This is a genomic window from Serratia proteamaculans, assembly GCF_949794035.1.
In the GTDB taxonomy this organism is placed as follows: domain Bacteria; phylum Pseudomonadota; class Gammaproteobacteria; order Enterobacterales; family Enterobacteriaceae; genus Serratia; species Serratia proteamaculans.
Genome location: NZ_OX461105.1, coordinates 2729760 through 2746742 on the forward strand (window position 1 = coordinate 2729760; position 16983 = coordinate 2746742).

At 55.4% G+C, this 16983-nt stretch carries 15 protein-coding genes; 9 read left to right on the plus strand and 6 right to left on the minus strand.

Features of this window, described 5'->3' with window-relative positions; genetic code table 11:
* Window positions 1–74 precede the first annotated feature (74 nt).
* The gene (locus tag QOT07_RS12765; protein WP_283603300.1) at window positions 75–473 is read right to left on the minus strand and encodes a GlcG/HbpS family heme-binding protein; all 399 of its coding nucleotides are present in this window, start codon (window positions 471–473) and stop codon (window positions 75–77) included.
* Between the two features lie 99 nt (window positions 474–572).
* Between QOT07_RS12765 and QOT07_RS12770 the strand changes: the two genes are divergently transcribed.
* Window positions 573–1487 carry a LysR family transcriptional regulator gene (locus QOT07_RS12770; RefSeq protein WP_099063022.1) on the plus strand — a complete coding sequence of 305 codons (915 nt, stop codon included), beginning with the start codon at window positions 573–575 and terminating at the stop codon, window positions 1485–1487.
* Window positions 1488–1520: 33 nt separating this feature from the next.
* Here the strand turns inward: QOT07_RS12770 and QOT07_RS12775 are convergent, their stop codons facing one another.
* Window positions 1521–3461, minus strand: coding sequence for a DUF3857 domain-containing protein (locus QOT07_RS12775; protein ID WP_283603301.1), 1941 nt, complete (start codon window positions 3459–3461; stop codon window positions 1521–1523).
* Between the two features lie 197 nt (window positions 3462–3658).
* Between QOT07_RS12775 and QOT07_RS12780 the strand changes: the two genes are divergently transcribed.
* Window positions 3659–4222, plus strand: a complete 564-nt coding sequence (locus QOT07_RS12780; protein WP_099063020.1) for a GNAT family N-acetyltransferase — start codon at window positions 3659–3661, stop codon at window positions 4220–4222.
* A 52-nt stretch (window positions 4223–4274) separates the two neighbouring features.
* Here QOT07_RS12780 and QOT07_RS12785 read toward each other — a convergent pair whose 3' ends face one another.
* On the minus strand, window positions 4275–4844 hold the full coding sequence (locus QOT07_RS12785) for a helix-turn-helix domain-containing protein (RefSeq protein ID WP_261254146.1): 570 nt from the start codon (window positions 4842–4844) through the stop codon (window positions 4275–4277).
* Between the two features lie 129 nt (window positions 4845–4973).
* On the opposite strand from QOT07_RS12785, the gene QOT07_RS12790 reads away from it, so the two are divergent.
* Entirely contained in the window at window positions 4974–5879 is a 906-nt protein-coding gene (locus tag QOT07_RS12790; protein ID WP_219016290.1) for a DMT family transporter, read from the plus strand.
* 260 nt (window positions 5880–6139) lie between these two features.
* Here the strand turns inward: QOT07_RS12790 and QOT07_RS12795 are convergent, their stop codons facing one another.
* From QOT07_RS12795 to QOT07_RS12805, 3 genes are read right to left on the minus strand one after another with little or no spacing between them, the layout of a single operon-like run.
* On the minus strand, window positions 6140–7438 hold the full coding sequence (locus QOT07_RS12795) for a cytochrome c (RefSeq protein WP_283603302.1): 1299 nt from the start codon (window positions 7436–7438) through the stop codon (window positions 6140–6142).
* Window positions 7438–9717, minus strand: coding sequence for a xanthine dehydrogenase family protein molybdopterin-binding subunit (locus tag QOT07_RS12800; protein ID WP_283603303.1), 2280 nt, complete (start codon window positions 9715–9717; stop codon window positions 7438–7440). Before QOT07_RS12800 ends, QOT07_RS12795 begins: the two co-directional genes overlap by 1 nt.
* Window positions 9714–10187 carry a (2Fe-2S)-binding protein gene (locus QOT07_RS12805; protein WP_099063015.1) on the minus strand — a complete coding sequence of 158 codons (474 nt, stop codon included), beginning with the start codon at window positions 10185–10187 and terminating at the stop codon, window positions 9714–9716. Before QOT07_RS12805 ends, QOT07_RS12800 begins: the two co-directional genes overlap by 4 nt.
* A 424-nt stretch (window positions 10188–10611) precedes the next feature.
* Between QOT07_RS12805 and QOT07_RS12810 the strand changes: the two genes are divergently transcribed.
* The 6 genes from QOT07_RS12810 (at window position 10612) to pcaG (ending at window position 16906) form a co-directional block, all read left to right on the plus strand.
* The gene (locus QOT07_RS12810; RefSeq protein WP_261426558.1) at window positions 10612–11562 is read left to right on the plus strand and encodes a 2-hydroxyacid dehydrogenase; all 951 of its coding nucleotides are present in this window, start codon (window positions 10612–10614) and stop codon (window positions 11560–11562) included.
* A 90-nt stretch (window positions 11563–11652) separates the two neighbouring features.
* Entirely contained in the window at window positions 11653–12960 is a 1308-nt protein-coding gene (locus QOT07_RS12815; RefSeq protein ID WP_112349876.1) for an MFS transporter, read from the plus strand.
* A gap of 88 nt (window positions 12961–13048) precedes the next feature.
* Window positions 13049–13783 (plus strand): MurR/RpiR family transcriptional regulator, encoded by a 735-nt coding sequence (locus QOT07_RS12820; protein WP_219016294.1) that lies wholly within the window; start codon window positions 13049–13051, stop codon window positions 13781–13783.
* A gap of 123 nt (window positions 13784–13906) precedes the next feature.
* Window positions 13907–15343 (plus strand): 6-phospho-beta-glucosidase, encoded by a 1437-nt coding sequence (locus QOT07_RS12825; RefSeq protein ID WP_099063011.1) that lies wholly within the window; start codon window positions 13907–13909, stop codon window positions 15341–15343.
* A gap of 211 nt (window positions 15344–15554) precedes the next feature.
* On the plus strand, window positions 15555–16283 hold the full coding sequence (gene pcaH / locus QOT07_RS12830; RefSeq protein WP_283603304.1) for a protocatechuate 3,4-dioxygenase subunit beta: 729 nt from the start codon (window positions 15555–15557) through the stop codon (window positions 16281–16283).
* Window positions 16283–16906: a protocatechuate 3,4-dioxygenase subunit alpha gene (gene pcaG, locus QOT07_RS12835; protein ID WP_283604356.1), complete on the plus strand. Its 624-nt coding sequence runs from the start codon at window positions 16283–16285 to the stop codon at window positions 16904–16906. The genes pcaH and pcaG overlap by 1 nt, the downstream gene beginning before the upstream one ends.
* The last annotated feature ends 77 nt before the right edge of the window (window positions 16907–16983 follow it).

A 16983-nucleotide genomic window follows, 5' to 3' on the forward strand; every position in this document is an offset into this window, starting at 1 on the left:
TGCCAGAGGCAGAATGGTCTATTTTATTAAATGGCGTTTTATTTAATTAATGCAATTAAATACGGGCGCTGCGTTTATTTCAAACAGCTCTCTGCAATATAAGCATCCTCATGGGATTTGGCGCCGGAAATGCCAATTGCGCCAATAAATTCATTCGCAGATGAATAGACTGGCAGTCCGCCGGCAAAAGAGGCCAGCCCCTGATTGCTGTGTTCAATCGACCACAACTCTTGTCCTGAGCCTGATAGCCGGCCCAGGTCGGCACTGGGAATACGAAATAGTGCCGATGTTTTCGCTTTCCTTTGGGCTAAATCAGTGGCCCCCAGCGGGGTATTATCCATGCGGGCAAAGGCGATCATATTGGCGCCGTCATCATAGACACAAATACAGACCGCCAGCCCCTGCTGCTGCGCGGTGCTGATCCCTTTGGCAATAATCTGCCGGGCATAATCCAGCGAGAACGATCCTGACATGGCAAGTAACCCCGTTAATATGAAACTGGGGAAAACTATAAAGTTGCGCTAGGATGTGAACAATACCCACTCACCTGACAACAGTTGTTAGTTTATCTTATGAATAGACAAGATCCGCTTAACGGCATTCACCTGTTTTTGACCGTGGTCGAAGCCGGCAATTTCTCCAGGGCAGCCGCCATGCTCAGCGTCACGCCAGCCGCAGTCAGCCTGAGGATCGGGCAGTTGGAAACCGAGTTGGCGGTGAAGCTGTTTCATCGCTCGACGCGTAGCGTTAGCCTCAGTGAGGCCGGTGAGTGGTTCTATCAAAGTGTGGCGCCTTTTTATCAACATATACTTAATGCCCGCGAAGGCCTGCATCAGAGCCAGGACCTGCCTTCTGGCCATCTGCGCATCACCGCCGTACAAATGGCGAAAGAACTGCTCAAGGCGCCGTTCCTGGCAGAATTTAACCGTCTTTATGCGCAGATCACCCTGGAAATAAATTACGAAGACCATTTGATAGACATTATTCAGGAACGGATCGATGTGGGTATTCGGCTGGCGGATAAATTACAGCCCGGCATGGTTGGCGTACAAATAACTCCGGCATTGCCTTGCGCCCTTATCGCCTCACGAGATTATATTGAAAAATATTCGGCCCCAATGAATATTGCTGAGTTGCAACAACATCGTTGCATACGTTTTCGTTTCCCCGACCGTGGCATATTGCATAAGTGGTCGCTGACCGATGGCGAGCAAGATCATGACATTGACCTGCCGGGCGTTTTTATTACCGACAACACCGAGGCTATTATTGAGGCCGCTCGGGCGGGAATTGGCATTGCTCATGTGTTTTTACGTCACAGGATCAAGCAAGAACTTGAGGCGGGAACCTTGATCGAAATAATGCCGGGGTATTGCCGCCCACTGCCACCGATGTGGGTCTATTATGCCAACCGCAAATACGTGCCCAAAAAAGTCAGGGTATTTATTGATGAATTAAAACGCCACAGCCAGACGCTGAGGTGGTGAAGCATGCCCCGTCATTACGGGGCATGCTCGGGGTTATCCGCCGGCTTTATTCAGCGTAGCATTCGACAATTCGCCGTAAACCACCTGGCCACGGAAACCACGACGTACTTGCTGGAACAGGGCTCGGAATGCCGGATAATCCTGTGGCTGGCAGAGCGCGTCCTTGCCGCGAATGGCATTCATCTGCAACCGATGGTTGACGACCACCTGCTGCCCCTTGAGTTGCCATTCCACCTGGTATTGACCGGCCGCATTGCTGAATTTCTGGTTCTTGGGAATGGCGATAATCGGCACTCCGGCAGGCAATTGCAGGCGATAGGTTTCATCATAGTGCTGTGCGGTGCAGTAAAACGGCGTCTCGTTGGTCGGCGCTGACGTGGTTGAATAAAGCGTTCTGAAAGACTTGCCGCCGGGCGGTGTTGGCACAGGCATGCCCCCTACCACGCTAAAATCGACATAGTCCTCGGCCTTGAAACGATAGCTGTAACCAAACTGCTTTTTGAGATTGAGGGGATCGCCTTGCATCACAATTTTCCCACGCCCATCAATGCCGGAAGAGGCCATGATGGTTTCTTCAACCCGCGCCTGATTCTGCTGATTGATTTGGGAAAAATACCCTCTCAGGTCGATCTCATCCACCTCACCCAAGTTACGTTCGGTTTGTCCGCGCATATTGCCCGATTTATCGAATTCGAAATCCACGCTGAGTGAGGTGTTATTGCGCAGTTCATCATTGTCTGGGGTACGTGCCAGTTTCGCTTCGCGAGTGAGCAACACCGGTGCCCCAAGATCGGCCCCCGGCAGTTGACCAAAACGGGCCCAGGGATTGGTGGAATCCAGATACAGCTTGAACTCCGGCACATAGGTAATGGCATGGTTAAAACGGCCCAACAGCGGTACCGTCGGCAGAACCGGCCCTTCATCCATGCCAATCAGCACCGGTGAGCTGACAATGCCCTTGGCGGCTAACAGCGCCTCCAGCAGCACCACGTGATCCTTGCAGTCACCGTAATGGTTATCAAGGATGCTCTGTGCCGGATTCGGCTCCAGCCCGCCGTTACCCAAATACACGGCAACGTAACGAATATTCTGTGCCACCCAACGGTAGAGAGCCGCCGTCTGCTCACGGCGATCGCTGATACCACTGGTGATTTGATCCGCCAGCGTTTGGATCGCCGGGGTGACTTTCGCCGCTTCGCCGGCTTTCAATTGGTAGGCTTTGGCCAGCTGCGGCCATTCACGGTAGGTACTGGCCATGATGGTAGGGCTGAATGTCCAACTGTTGGCCGACCAGTTCTGTGCCTTCAGCGGGTCGCTGCGTTGATAACGCCAGCGCCAATGCGCCTGACCGTCGCGGACCTGCGGCGTATTTCCGCCCTCAACTCCCCGGGTAAAGACATGCATCGGCAAGTCAGCCGGCGCATGCAAGTTAACTTCCGCGTCATCAAATTGGTCGAATACGCTAAAGGTTTCCCACAGGCCGAAGTAGTCCGGGAAATACGGCGTATTTTGCGTGCGGCGCAGCTCATACACCACGCGCGATCCCGGAGCCAGGTTGGAGAACACGATAACCCGCACCTTGCGATCGGCATACAGCGGTGCCGAGGCGCTGGAATAACTTTCCTGGGTATAGATACGATCGGGTGCCACGTCATGGCGCTGTCCATCGGCCGTCAGCGTATAGGCCGAGACCACCTCCAGCGTTTCCATTTTCTCGCTGTAACTCAGGCGGATTTGGCTAAATTTCTCGACGGCAGCTTTGGTTTTAAGCAGAACTTCATAGCTTTCGGTTTTCACATTACTGGCATTGGCCCGCACTTGATAATCGGCGCGGTAGCGCACAAAGCTAAAATCATTGCGCACGGCCGCTTCCTGCGCGCTAGCCGTCGTAGGGGTGTCAGCGGCCAGCAACATGGCCGGTTGTGCTGCCGTCAGGCCGGCGAGCACCAGTATTGAGGGGATAGCGATTTGCATCTTCAATCCTTGAAGGTTTATTTAACCATAATGGTGGCCTTAATCAGGCGCAGACCACCGTCGCAACAGGCAGGCACACTAGTATAAATGAGAAGCGTTTTCAATAAAATACCGGTTCCACTGACAGGATCCGATGTATCATTCGGGACAGCAAGTTTCAACACGCCAAAGACCACGTTTCAAAAGGAAGGCTATTCATGGAAAATATCATTATCGAAAAAGCGAAAAAAACGGATGCCGCAGAAATTGTAAGGCTGATATCCCTGGCAGATAAAGATGCCGTACTGGCCCTTTCCGGTAAAAATGATATTGATGATGCTCTGCGTCAGTATGAAATAAACTTCGGTCGTGAGGATATCTACTTCAGCTACAAGAATATCTTTGTGGCACGCAGCAACAGCCGCATTCTTGGCTGCATCCTCTACTTCCGGGGCGAAGATGAGTCCAGTTTCCAACCCATCTCGGAACGTCCGCTTGAAATGGAAATGGAAAATGAATCTGATCCCGATGAAATCTACATTGATTCACTGGCGGTGCTGCCGGAGTGCCGGGGAAAGGGAATCGCTAAACGGCTGGTTAAACAGGTCACTCTTGAAGCCAGGAAACAGGGTTTTCAAAAGGTAGGCCTGCTGGCCGACAAGAGCAAAGCCTATCTGGGTAGCATGTATCAAACGCTGGGATTTAACGTCACGGCCGAAGTGAGTCTGCTTAACGACCATTACGAAAAGATGACCTTCTACACAGAACCATCATGTTCCTGAAACTGTCCCTCTCCCAAAGGAGAGGGAACAATCTCGCTGCGTGACGATTGAGCTAGCCTTGCTCTATCAGCATCACCGCCGTGGTATCCGCTGCCAGGGCTTCGAAAATGTGCTCCCGATCGGCGGAGTAACTGATGTAATCCCCCGGACTCAACTCTACCGCCTGGTCTTTCGGTCCCACTAACGCCCTGCCACTGCTGATAATCACGTGCTCAATGGTCCCCGGCATATGCGGCCGCGAGATGCGCGTTTCGCCCGGTTGAACGCTCAGACGGTAAATATCGCGCTGGGCTCCCGGAGGACAGGTCGCCAATAAGGTGGCGGCGTAATTGGCCTGCTCGGAAACGGTAGTGACCCCTTCATTAGCGCGGATCACCTGAACGTGCTGGCGCGGCTGGGAAATTAACCGGCTGACCGGTACATCCAGCGCCATCGCCAACGCCCACAGCGTTTCCAGGCTAGGGTTGCCGCTGCCGGTTTCCAGCTGTGAAAGCGTCGATTTGGCTATCCCAGCCCGACGTGCCAGTTCGGTGACCGATAGCCCCAACCGCTCACGTTCCCGGCGAATGGCGGTAGAAAGCAGGCCGATCGGCGTGGCGTTATTGCAGATGTCATCGCTCATTGTTCACCATACCATCCATTTGTTCGACTTGACGAACGCTCGCGAGCTGTTCATCATAATGTTCAATTGTTCATTTTAATGGTAACCGCATCAGTCGGCAAGTGCTGAGCACCATCAGGGAGAAGGGATATGAAGGTAAAAACCAGTGGCGTCATGCAGATGACTCTCGCCATGGTCATTTCCGGCACCGTGGGGTGGCCGGTAGTGATGCTGGGGCAACCGGCCACCACGGTAGTTTTCTGGCGCTGTGCGTTTGGTGCGCTGGCAATGTTGGTGGTCTGTGCCCTGCTCGGTCTGCTGAAAAAAGGCCTGCTGACCCGACGACAGGCCGCAATAGCGGTGCTGGGTGGTATCGCGTTGGTGTTGAACTGGACGCTGCTGTTCGCTGCCTATTCCTACGCCTCTATCGCCGTGGCTACGGTCACCTACCACGTTCAGCCCTTTATGTTGGTCGGGCTGGGGGTGCTGTTTTTTGGTGAAAAACTGACGGCGACCAAGCTCGGCTGGTTGTTATTGGCCTTTGTCGGCATGTTGTTGATCATCACCGGCAAGCAAAATGCCGGCGACGCCAGTTCTCATTACTTCACCGGCGTATTACTGGCGCTGGGCGCCGCCTTTATGTATGCGGTTGCGGCGGCGATCGTCAAACAATTGAAAGGAGTGCCGCCGCATCTGATTGTGTTGATCCAGCTCTCCGTTGGTGCGCTGCTGTTGGCTCCCTTCGCCGGTCTTGGCTCTCTGCCGTCAACGGCCAATACCTGGTTGTTGCTGGCGACCCTGGGCCTGGTACATACCGGGTTGATGTCCTCACTGCTGTACAGCGCGATCCAGAAAATCCCTACCAGCCTGGTGGGTGCCTTGTCCTTCATCTATCCATTGGTAGCAATTATTGTCGACTGGAGGGTGTTCGGTCACCGCCTTAGCCTGCTGCAACTGCTGGGCGCTGCCGCGATCCTGCTGGCTGCGGCGGGCATGAACTTTGGCTGGCGCTTGATGCGCGCGAAGAAAACTCCCCATCCGGCGGACGGGATCTAAACGCCTTAAAGATCGTCCTGATCACTGATACATCTGCGGCAGGGTTATCCCGAAAATATCAAAAGCTCAGCAAATTAACGTATTCGCCCTGGCCGACAATAGCTGTTATTTATTGAGTCAGACACGGCGGAGGAATCAACGATGACGCTTTATGTGTGGAATAACCGGCTGAAACAGCGCGTCCGTTTCAGTTACTGGAATGAGCTGTGCGTGATTAACTAAATCGGGGGCCTGTAATGGCCCCCACCAATTTTAAAACCCTACCTGTCCTCAGTCTCACTGCGTATATGACTGATCTGCTCTTGCAGGTCGGGCCACGGTGCTTTCCCCGCATAGTTTTGCCGCAGGTAGTTAAGCAACGCCGCTATCTGCCCATCATTCAGGTTATGACGGAATGCCGGCATGTAACCCAGATTGATATTGGCCGGTTGCTGAATACCGTCCAATACCACCCGAATGGCGTTGTCCGGCGTATCGGCAAACAGGTTGGTGTTCAGCGCCAGCGAAGGCCGGATCCCGGCCATGTGCGCGCCCTTTTCCTGAGCATGGCAAGCCATACAGGCCCCGGAGAAAATACGTGCCCCCTCGGTGGTTAACGGCTCGGTCTTTAATTCGGCCCAGTCATTCAACCGCTGTGCCTGCGCCACCTTGGCTTGCGCCGGGTGGTAGCTGCGAAGATAGGTGGTGATGGCCTGCAAGTCTTGTTCCGGCAGGCGTGAAAGCCCCTCTTCGATCACCGGTGCCATCGGCCCCGCCGCGACACCGTGATTGGCCGAATACCCGCTGCGCATAAAGCTGAGCAGATCCTGCCGGGTCCAGTCCAGCGGGGCCAAAGAACTGCCGGTGAGTGACGGTGCCGTCCAGGCTTCCGCCACGCCGCCGGTCAAATGCGCAGTGCCGCCTTTTTCGCCAAACATCAGATTGCGCGGGGAGTGACAGGCGCTGCAATGCCCAAGACCTTCGGTCAGATAGGCCCCCCGGTTCCACTCGGCACTTTGCTCAGGATCCGTTTTCATCGCGCCCGGCGTCAGGAACAGCCAGTTCCAGGTCACTATGCCCTGGCGAATGTTAAACGGAAAACTCAGCGCGGTGACCGGCGGCTGGTAGCTCACCGCCGGCTGCGACATCAGATAGGCGTACAACGCCTGCAAATCTTCGTCACTGGTACGGGTAAAGGCGGTATAGGGGAAAGCCGGGTAGAGATAATGCCCTTCGCGATCCACCCCATGACGCATCGCCCGTTCAAAGGCAGCATAGGACCATTTGCCAATGCCGGTTTCGTTATCCGGCGTAATGTTGGTGGTGTAGATAGTGCCAAACGGGATCTCCATCGCCAACCCGCCAGTATCGCGTTTACCGCCCGGCCGGGTATGGCAGACCGAACAATCGCCGAGGTCGGCCAGCATTTTGCCACGGGCGATCTGTTGCTGACTAAAAGCGTGGGTCTCGTTCGCATCGCGTGGCGCAATTTCCGGCTGCCAACTGACAATCACACCGGCGACCACCACGGCAATGACCGCCAGACTGCCCCATCCGGCAACTTTCTTTAACTTGCCCATTATGAGTTATCCCTTTCTGCGTTGGTGGAAGCCTGCTGTTTTAACGCCTTCAGCACCTGCTCCGGGGTGAATGGCACTTCTCGCAGTCGCACACCCAGCGCGTCGAATAATGCATTGGCGATTGCTGCCGCACTCGGTACCGAGGCCGATTCCCCCGCGCCCATCGACGGCTCATCCGGGTAGTCCAGCAGTTGCACATCCACCTGTGGCAATTCATCAAAACGCAGGATCGGATAGCCCCCCCAGTCCAGTGACGTCACCGCTGACGCATCAAAGGTGACAAACTCCTTCAGCACCCGGCTGGCGGACTGGAGGATATTGCCATGCACCTGATGACGAACCCCGGCCGGATTGATGATGCGTCCGCAGTCATGGGCCACGAAGATTTTGTCGAGTTTAATCTGGCCGCTGTGGCGGTTAACGCTGAGGTCACACACCCAGGCTGCCCAGGCCGCGCCGAACCCCGGGAATTTGCTGTGGAAGTAACGGGCATAGGCAAAGCCACGGCCACTTACCCACGCCTGTCCGCTCGTTGCCGGGTTGCGATGCGCCGGGCCATCCTGCCAACCGGCCTGTTTTTTCAATGCGTTGATCAACGCCACGGCGCGCGGGTCTTTCAGATATTGCAGGCGGAAAGCGATCGGATCCTGCCCTGCGTGCCACGCCAGCTCATCAATCCACGATTCATGGGCAAACACATTGGGCAACGCCGAAACCCCGCGCATCCACGAAGCCCGCACGATCGGCGCAGCATCCTGACAAATCACCCGCATATTTGGATATTCGTACTGGGGGATGGCAGTTCTGTCGCCCATCTGCTGTACATCAGCCCGATTGGCCACCTTACCGGTCAACACCAGTGACAATGTCACGGCGTTATTGGAGGGATAGCTGGTTTTCAACTCGTAGGCCGCCACCTGCCGGTGTTGATCCAACCCACCGCGCACCCGCATCAACTGCCCGGTGCCCTTGGGTTCCCAACCCGACTCTTGCTCGCGCATCAACTGCACTCTGACCGGTTTGCCGGTGGCCTGCGATAGCAGCGCGGCGTCTGCCGACACGTCATCGGCACAGTTGCGGCCATAACAACCGGAGGCCTCCATGCGATTGATATGCACCTGTTCAGGCTGTCGATCGAGCAAATGGGCGATGTCTTTGCGCAGGTCATGAGGGTTTTGCGTGCCCGACCAGATTTCTGCGTGCTCACTGCTGACATCGGCCACCGCACAGGAAGGGCCAATGGAGGCATGCTGATGATAAGGCCAGACGTAATCGGCATTGACCTCGGTGTGCAGCGAAGCCAGCGCGGCATCGACGCCCGCATCATCACGCAGCACGCGATCGCTTTTCGGGTTAGCCGCCAGCGCCGCCTGCAATCCCTGCACCGAAAGATCCGGCAGCCCGGTCCAGGGACGCCATACGGTCTTCAATTGCCGCATGGCTGCGATCGCCTGCTCTTCACGCTCGGCAACGATGCCGATAAAATCGTTAATCACCACCAGTTTCACGATGCCTGGCAGATGAGAGATAGAAGCTCGGTCCACCGACAGCAGCCCACTGCCCAGGGGCGCACTGCTGTCCGCGCCGGTATAAGGCGGGCGTACCACTCTGCCGTGTAACATGCCCGGCAGCCGCAGATCGTGCACATAGGTCAGTTGACCGGTGACCTTGGCCGGGATATCTACCCGCGGCACGGCCTTACCGACGTAGCGGCTGTCCGCCACGCTTTTCAGCTTGACCGTTTTATCCAGCGCAACCTGCAAGTTTTGCCCGTTGGCCAGGTCGCCATAGCTCAGGCTGACATGGGGTTTGTCCGCTGCAAATACCCGGCCATTCTCGGTCCGTAACCTGTCCACCGGTAGCGCGAAGGCGCGTGCGGCCAACCCCAGCAACAACTGCCGCACCTGCGCCGCCGCCTGACGCAGCGGAATTGAGGTTACCTGAATAGTGGCACTGGCGATGGTCGGCCCCTGATCCGGCGTGCGCTGGGTATCCCCCAGAATGACCGTGACATGGTCAAAGGGCACGCTGATTTCATCGGCAACAATTTGTGCCAATGCCGTACGAATACCGGTACCGAGATCCACATGGCCATTAAAGGCAGTAACCCGACCGTCGGCGGTCAGACCAATAAAGCTGTCCACACGATCCAGCGGCAGGTCACCCACGGCGGCAGGCGTATCGGCAAGGGCATTGAGTGAAACCGGCAGCAGACTGCTGACCATCACCAATCCCCCTGCCTGTAACAGGCGGCGTCGGGTGAGTTCCAGGCGGCTCATGACTGCCCCCTTTCGGCCAACAGCTGTCGGGCTTTGGCTGCCGCGCGCAAGATCTCAATATGGGTGCCGCAGCGACACAGGTTATAGGCCAGTTCATTTTTGATTTGTTGTTCATCGGCCTGCGGATTGCGCTCAAACAGCGCAACCAGCGTCATGATCATACCGTTGGTGCAATAACCGCACTGCGCGGCCTGCTCATCGATAAAGCCCTGTTGAACCGGGTGCAGTTGCCCCGCTTCGCTGAGCCCTTCCAGCGTGGTAACAGATTTATTGATGGCACCGCTCAGTGGGATAGAACAGGAACGAGCGGCAACGCCGTCGATCAATACCGTACAGGCACCACACTCCCCCAGGCCACAACCATATTTGGGGCCGTTGAGGCCCAGATCATTGCGTAATACGTACAGTAAAGGCGTCTCGGGCGAAACGTCGTCGAGTGCGACCATCCGGCCGTTTATTTTAATTTCCATGGTGAAATATATCCTTAACCAAACGGATTTCTCCGTAATATCACTGTGATGAATGATTCGCAGCATGCTAATTATAATCATTAAAAGACTTAGCAATGTTAAGGTGATGTAGCGTGAATTGCTTTACCGAAAAATGGGTATTTATTATAAATTTCCGATAGATACTCATAATATTCTTGGTAGACACCCCTCCCAGGCTAAAAAGTCACCGTTTGCTCTCCGCCAAATACGGCTAAATAAAGCGCCTGTTTATTTCCCCCGAACCCGCATGTTACGACTGCCTGTTACCGGTTTTACTCCGTCGGTCACATTACCGGTAACACCTTTTTTTAACATCCTTCAGCGTGATATCTGTCGCAAAACCGCCTGCGGAAAACCGCTTTGATAGCTCTATCGAAGCGACTTTTTTTAAACAGGTGAAACCATGACAACCCCAACGCCCAATGAAGTACTGCTAATTGCCCCCGTGATGGAAAACCTGCAGGCCCGCCTTGAGGCGGCCTTTGTGGTGCACCGGCTGTATGAACAAGCGGACCCGGTGGCGTTTCTCGCCGCCAAGGGAGAAGCCTTTCAGGCGATCGTTACCCGTGGCGATATCGGCGTCACCACGCCGGTTCTCGAGCAATTACCGCAGTTGGGGCTGATTGCGGTATTTGGTGTGGGCACCGACGCGATAGACCTGGAGTACACCCGCCAACGTGGCATTGCCGTCACCATCACCTCCGGCGCGTTGACCGAAGACGTGGCGGATATGGCGTTGGGGTTGCTGTTGGCCACCGCTCGTCAGCTCTGCCATAACGACCGTTTTGTCCGTGAAGGCCGCTGGCTGCAGGAGGCACCTGGCCTGTCGGTGCAGGTCAGCGGGAAGCGTCTGGGGATTTTTGGCATGGGTAACATCGGCCGTGCCATCGCCCAGCGCGCCGCCGGCTTCAACATGCGCATCCAATACGCCAGCCACCGGCAGGACAGTACGCTGCCCTATGCCTATTACCCGGATCTGCTGGCGTTGGCGCGGGAAAGTGACTTTTTTGTGATTGCCATTTCGGGCGGAAAGGACAGTGCCGGTTTGGTAGACAAGGCCGTGTTTGACGCGCTGCCGTCGCACGCACTGGTGATCAACATTGCCCGTGGCAGCATCGTCAACCAAGCGGATCTGATTGCCGCGCTGCAAAACGGTGACATCGCCGGGGCCGGGCTGGACGTTTACGCCCAGGAGCCGCAGGTGCCTGCCGAGCTGATCGCGATGGATAACGTGGTGCTGCAACCGCATATCGCCAGCGCCACCCAGGAAACCCGGCAAAAAATGAGCGACATCGTCTTCACCAACGTTGAAGCCTTTTTCAACCAGGCGCCGCTGCCCCACGCCATCGAGTAATTAACCCGCTTTAGTTCGATTTTATTCTTGCCGAATAACAGAACCTCCCGTTCTGGAGGTTCTCCCTGCGTCCTGTAAAGAGAGATCGCCATGGATAATAAAATACCCAACACCCGCTGGCTGCGGGTCATTGCCCCGATCCTGATCGCCTGCATTATTTCCTTTATGGACCGGGTTAATATCAGTTTTGCCTTGCCCGGTGGTATGGAAAGTGATTTGGGCATTACCAGCCAGATGGCGGGTTTGGCCAGCGGCATCTTCTTTATCGGTTATCTGTTTTTGCAGGTTCCCGGCGGCCGCATCGCGGTTAACGGCAGCGGCAAACGCTTTATCGCCTGGTCACTCTGTGCCTGGGCGGTGGTTTCGGTGGCCACCGGCTTTGTCACCAACCACTACCAACTGCTGGTGTTACGTTTTGTATTAGGCATTTCCGAAGGTGGCATGTTGCCGGTGGTGCTGACCATGATCAGCAATTGGTTCCCGGAAAAAGAATTGGGCCGCGCCAATGCCTTCGTCATGATGTTCGCCCCGCTGGGTGGCATGCTTACCGCCCCCATTTCGGGTGCCATCATTAACCAGCTCGACTGGCGCTGGCTGTTTATCCTCGAAGGTTTGCTGTCACTGGTGGTGTTGGCCGTTTGGTGGCTGTTGATCAGCGATCGTCCGCAGGAGGCGCGCTGGCTGCCGGCCCGCGAGCGCGAATATCTGATAACAGAACTGACACGCGAGCGTCAGGCTCGCAGCAGAACCCAGCCGGTCAGCAACGCACCGTTGAAGGACGTGTTCCGCAATAAGGGGCTGATGAAACTGGTACTGCTGAACTTCTTCTACCAGACCGGTGACTATGGCTACACCCTGTGGCTGCCGACCATTCTGAAAAACCTCACCGGCGGCAATATGGCCTCGGTCGGCTTCCTGGCGATCTTGCCGTTCGTCGCCACCCTGCTGGGGATTTACCTGATATCGGTGCTGACCGACAAAACCGGCAAGCGTCGGCTGTGGGTGATGGTCTCCCTGTTCTGCTTTGCCGCCGCACTGTTGGCCTCGGTGGTGTTGCGCCATAACGTGGTGGCGGCCTATATCGCATTGGTGGTTTGTGGCTTCTTCCTGAAGGCGGCGACCAGCCCATTCTGGTCGATGCCAGGGCGTATCGCCTCGGCGGAAGTGGCCGGTGGCGCACGCGGCGTGATTAATGGCCTCGGCAATCTGGGCGGTTTCTGTGGCCCCTATCTGGTCGGCGTGATGATCTACCTGTACGGTCAGAACGTCGCGGTTTGCGCTTTGGCGGTCTCGCTGATCATCGCCGGTATCATCGCCTGGCGCTTGCCGAAGGAATGCGATCTGACCGGCAGCGAACCGGCGCATGACGTGCTGCTGGAGAAGGCCAAACGCGCCTGAATAACAACGAAAACCACGAGCGGGCTACGGCAAAATTTGCTATGTTAGCCCGCTGATTAAGGTCTGTTGTTACTCGCCGGATAGGTCTATGTTTACCCATAAAGCAATTGCCGAACTCAATGCGCTGGAGTTGATGGTTTATAACTACGTCATCAAAAACAACAACCCGGTGATGTATATGACCATCCGCGAACTGGCCGAGGCCGCCGGGGTGTCCACCACTACCGTGCTGCGTTTTTGCAAGAAAATGGGTTGCGAAGGTTATTCCGAATTCCGTATCCGCTTTAAACTGCATCTTGAGCAAACTGAAGCGCCACCGGTAGATTTTGGCACCAGCGAAATCATCAACTTCTTTAAAAGCATCAATAACGACGAATTTAATCAGCTGATTGACCAGGCGGTGCAGCATATTGCCGCCGCCGAACGCATTATTTTTGTCGGGGTAAGTACCTCAGGGGCATTGGGGAAATATGGTGCGCGTTTCTTTTCCAACGTGGGGAAATTCAGCACCCATATTGATGACCCTTATTATCCGATCAATAGCGACATGTATAAAAGCGCGGTAGCAATTATGCTTTCCGTCTCCGGTGAGACCGAAGAGATCCTGCGCCTCGCCAGCCAGTTCAGCCTGCACCACTGCAAAATCGTCAGCATCACCAACAACGAAACCTCCTCATTGGCGCGTATGGCGGACTTCAACCTCTCCTACCACGTTCCCCCGCAGTTGATTGCCGGGCAACATAACATCACCACCCAGATCCCGGTTATTTACATTATTGAAACTATCGGCAAGCGGCTGGGCCATATTAACGCCAGTAAATAAAACAGCCTGTTTTTTTAATGTGACAAATTACCAAATCGGTATTTTGTTATATCGTGACATTCAATCCCAGCTTGCTAGTATATTCTCAGAACCTTTCATTAATAAGCGAATGAGAAACCAACGATGAAACAGCAACAGTTACCGAAAGATTTTCTGTGGGGTGGCGCGGTCGCCGCGCACCAGGTTGAAGGCGGTTGGGATCAGGGCGGCAAAGGCCCAAGCATTGCTGACGTGCTGTCAGGCGGCGCACACGGTGTGGATCGCGTAATGACCGACGGCGTACTGGAAGGCTATCGCTACCCTAACCATGAAGCCGTGGATTTCTACGGCCGCTACAAACAGGATATCGCGCTGTTCGCCGAGATGGGCTTCAAATGCTTCCGCACCTCCATCGCCTGGACGCGCATCTTCCCTAAAGGTGATGAGCTGGAACCAAACGAAGCCGGTCTGCAATTCTATGACGATCTGTTCGATGAACTGCTGAAATACAATATCCAGCCGGTGATCACCCTGTCGCACTTCGAAATGCCCTATCACCTGGTGAAAGAGTATGGCGGCTGGAAAAACCGTCAGGTGGTCGATTTCTTCGTGCGTTTCAGCGAAGTGGTGCTGCGCCGCTATCAGCATAAAGTTAAATACTGGATGACCTTTAACGAGATCAACAACCAGAGCAACTACCAGTATCCACTGTTCGGCTACTGCTGCTCCGGCGTGGTGTACAGCGAAGAACAGAACCCGGAACAGACGCTGTATCAGGTGCTGCATCATCAGTTCGTTGCCAGCGCCCAGGTGGTGAAACTGGGTCACCAGATTAACCCGGAGTTCAAAATCGGCTGCATGCTGGCCTGCGTGCCCTTCTACCCGTTCTCCTGTAAGCCGGATGACGTGATGTACAGCGTTGAAGCCATGCACCAGCGTTATCTCTACACCGACGTCCAGGTGCGCGGTTACTATCCGTCGTACCTGCTGCGCGACTGGCAACGCAAGGGCTTGCAGATCGAAATGCAGCCACAGGACGAGCAAACTCTACGTGAAGGCTGCGCGGATTACATCGGTTTCAGCTACTACATGAGTAACGCCCTGCAGGCCGATGCAGTGAGCAGCAGTGACCCGATGTTCGGCTTCCCCGGCAACGTGCCAAACCCACACGTTAAAGCCTCCGACTGGGGCTGGCAGATTGACCCGGTTGGTCTGCGTTATTCGCTGAACGTGCTGTACGAGCGTTACCAGAAGCCGCTGTTTATCGTTGAGAACGGCTTTGGCGCGTTCGATAAGGTCGAGGCCGACGGTCAAATCAACGATGACTACCGTATCGACTACCTGAGTGCGCATATCGAACAGATGAAAAAAGCGGTGATCGAAGACGGCGTGGATCTGATCGGTTACACCCCGTGGGGCTGCATCGACTGCGTTTCCTTCACTACCGGTGAATACGGCAAGCGCTACGGCTTTATCTACGTCGACAAACACGACGATGGCACCGGCACCCTCGAGCGCTCGCGCAAAAAGAGCTTCGACTGGTACCGCCGCGTGATCGCCAGCAACGGCGAACAGCTTTAATCCCCATGATGTTCCCAAAGGGCGGATAATCCGCTCTTTCTCATTCTTATTACATAACCTCAGGTTATGCAAAACACCGCTAAATTTCACTTTATCGTAACACTCTGTCTTGCGAGACTCAGGTGAGGGAAAGCGATTTTCCCCTTCGTGCTGACATTAAATCAAAACAGATCAGCCCTCTGCACCCTGCCTACGCCATGAGGATTTCCGCATGAGCCAGATAGATGAACTCTACCAACGTAACTATGAGCGGCATCCGCCGGTGCTGGTACCGGAATACAAGACCAGCGTGCTGCGCTCACCGAAAAATGCGCTGATATCGCTGCAAAATTCACTGTCCGAAATCACCGGCCCGGTGTTTGGCCAACATGAACTCGGCACACTGGATAACGACCTGATCCTTAACTACGCCAAACAAGGCTCGCCGATCGGCGAGCGGATTATCGTGCACGGCTACGTTCGCGATGAAAACGGCCTGCCGATGCGCAATGCGCTGGTCGAGGTGTGGCAAGCCAACGCCGGTGGGCGCTATCGCCATAAAAAAGACCAGTATCTGGCCCCGATAGACCCCAACTTCGGCGGCTGCGGCCGGGTATTAACCGACGACAACGGCTATTACTTCTTCCGCACCATCAAACCCGGCCCTTATCCCTGGCGCAACCGGGTCAATGACTGGCGCCCCGCCCATATCCACTTTTCGCTGTCCGGCGACGCCTTCGCCCAGCGGTTGATCACCCAGATGTATTTCGAAGGCGATCCGCTGATTGCCAGTTGCCCCATTGTACGCGCGATCAAAAATGACGATGCGGTACGCACGCTGATCGCCGGTCTGGACAAAACCGCCTCGGTGCAGCTGGACAGCCTGGCCTATCGTTTCGATTTGGTGTTACGCGGTCACCGCGCCACCTTGTTTGAAAACCGCCTGCAGGGGAAAGCATGATGCCGCAAAACTATCTTCTGGAAACGCCGTCGCAAACCGCCGGCCCTTATGTACACATTGGCCTCGCGCCCCTGGCCGCCGGCTTCGAGATCTTTGAGAATAACTTCGGCCAGGTGCTGACCCAGCCGGAAACTCAGGGCCAGCGTATTGCCCTGGAAGGTCAGGTGTTCGACGGCAGCGGCTCCCTGATCCGCGACGTGCTGCTGGAAATCTGGCAGGCCAACAGCCACGGCCGCTATAACCACCCGGGTGACCAGCAACAACACAAACCGCTGGATGATGCCTTTCGTGGCTGGGGCCGCAGCTGTTCGGATTTTGAAACCGGCCTCTACCGCTTTGAAACCATCAAACCCGGCGCTGTCTGCGGCCGTGACGGCCGGATGATGGCACCGCACATTAACCTGTGGATCGTCGCACGCGGCATCAATATTGGTTTGCATACCCGGCTGTATTTTGCCGACGAGGATGCCGCTAACCAACAGGATCCGGTGTTAAACCTGATCGAACTGGAAGTACGGCGTAAAACGCTGATTGCCCAGCCAGAACGCCGGGGTGATGAATTAGTGTATCGCTTTGACATTGTGGTCCAGGGCGAAAACGAAACGGTGTTCTTCGACCTGTAAACTCCGCCAGTATGCGGCCGCAAAAAATCTGTATGCCAATGCAAATATGCGGCCGCCATCACTTGTTACCTCCGGGG

What these genes read in the sequence shown, in the direction of transcription:
- QOT07_RS12765 (WP_283603300.1), bottom strand. Translation starts at nt 473, where the DNA reads ATGTCAGGATCGTTCTCGCTGGATTATGCCCGGCAGATTATTGCCAAA.
- QOT07_RS12770 (WP_099063022.1), top strand. Translation starts at nt 573, where the DNA reads ATGAATAGACAAGATCCGCTTAACGGCATTCACCTGTTTTTGACCGTG.
- QOT07_RS12775 (WP_283603301.1), bottom strand. Translation starts at nt 3,461, where the DNA reads ATGCAAATCGCTATCCCCTCAATACTGGTGCTCGCCGGCCTGACGGCA.
- QOT07_RS12780 (WP_099063020.1), top strand. Translation starts at nt 3,659, where the DNA reads ATGGAAAATATCATTATCGAAAAAGCGAAAAAAACGGATGCCGCAGAA.
- QOT07_RS12785 (WP_261254146.1), bottom strand. Translation starts at nt 4,844, where the DNA reads ATGAGCGATGACATCTGCAATAACGCCACGCCGATCGGCCTGCTTTCT.
- QOT07_RS12790 (WP_219016290.1), top strand. Translation starts at nt 4,974, where the DNA reads ATGAAGGTAAAAACCAGTGGCGTCATGCAGATGACTCTCGCCATGGTC.
- QOT07_RS12795 (WP_283603302.1), bottom strand. Translation starts at nt 7,438, where the DNA reads ATGGGCAAGTTAAAGAAAGTTGCCGGATGGGGCAGTCTGGCGGTCATT.
- QOT07_RS12800 (WP_283603303.1), bottom strand. Translation starts at nt 9,717, where the DNA reads ATGAGCCGCCTGGAACTCACCCGACGCCGCCTGTTACAGGCAGGGGGA.
- QOT07_RS12805 (WP_099063015.1), bottom strand. Translation starts at nt 10,187, where the DNA reads ATGGAAATTAAAATAAACGGCCGGATGGTCGCACTCGACGACGTTTCG.
- QOT07_RS12810 (WP_261426558.1), top strand. Translation starts at nt 10,612, where the DNA reads ATGACAACCCCAACGCCCAATGAAGTACTGCTAATTGCCCCCGTGATG.
- QOT07_RS12815 (WP_112349876.1), top strand. Translation starts at nt 11,653, where the DNA reads ATGGATAATAAAATACCCAACACCCGCTGGCTGCGGGTCATTGCCCCG.
- QOT07_RS12820 (WP_219016294.1), top strand. Translation starts at nt 13,049, where the DNA reads ATGTTTACCCATAAAGCAATTGCCGAACTCAATGCGCTGGAGTTGATG.
- QOT07_RS12825 (WP_099063011.1), top strand. Translation starts at nt 13,907, where the DNA reads ATGAAACAGCAACAGTTACCGAAAGATTTTCTGTGGGGTGGCGCGGTC.
- pcaH (WP_283603304.1), top strand. Translation starts at nt 15,555, where the DNA reads ATGAGCCAGATAGATGAACTCTACCAACGTAACTATGAGCGGCATCCG.
- pcaG (WP_283604356.1), top strand. Translation starts at nt 16,283, where the DNA reads ATGCCGCAAAACTATCTTCTGGAAACGCCGTCGCAAACCGCCGGCCCT.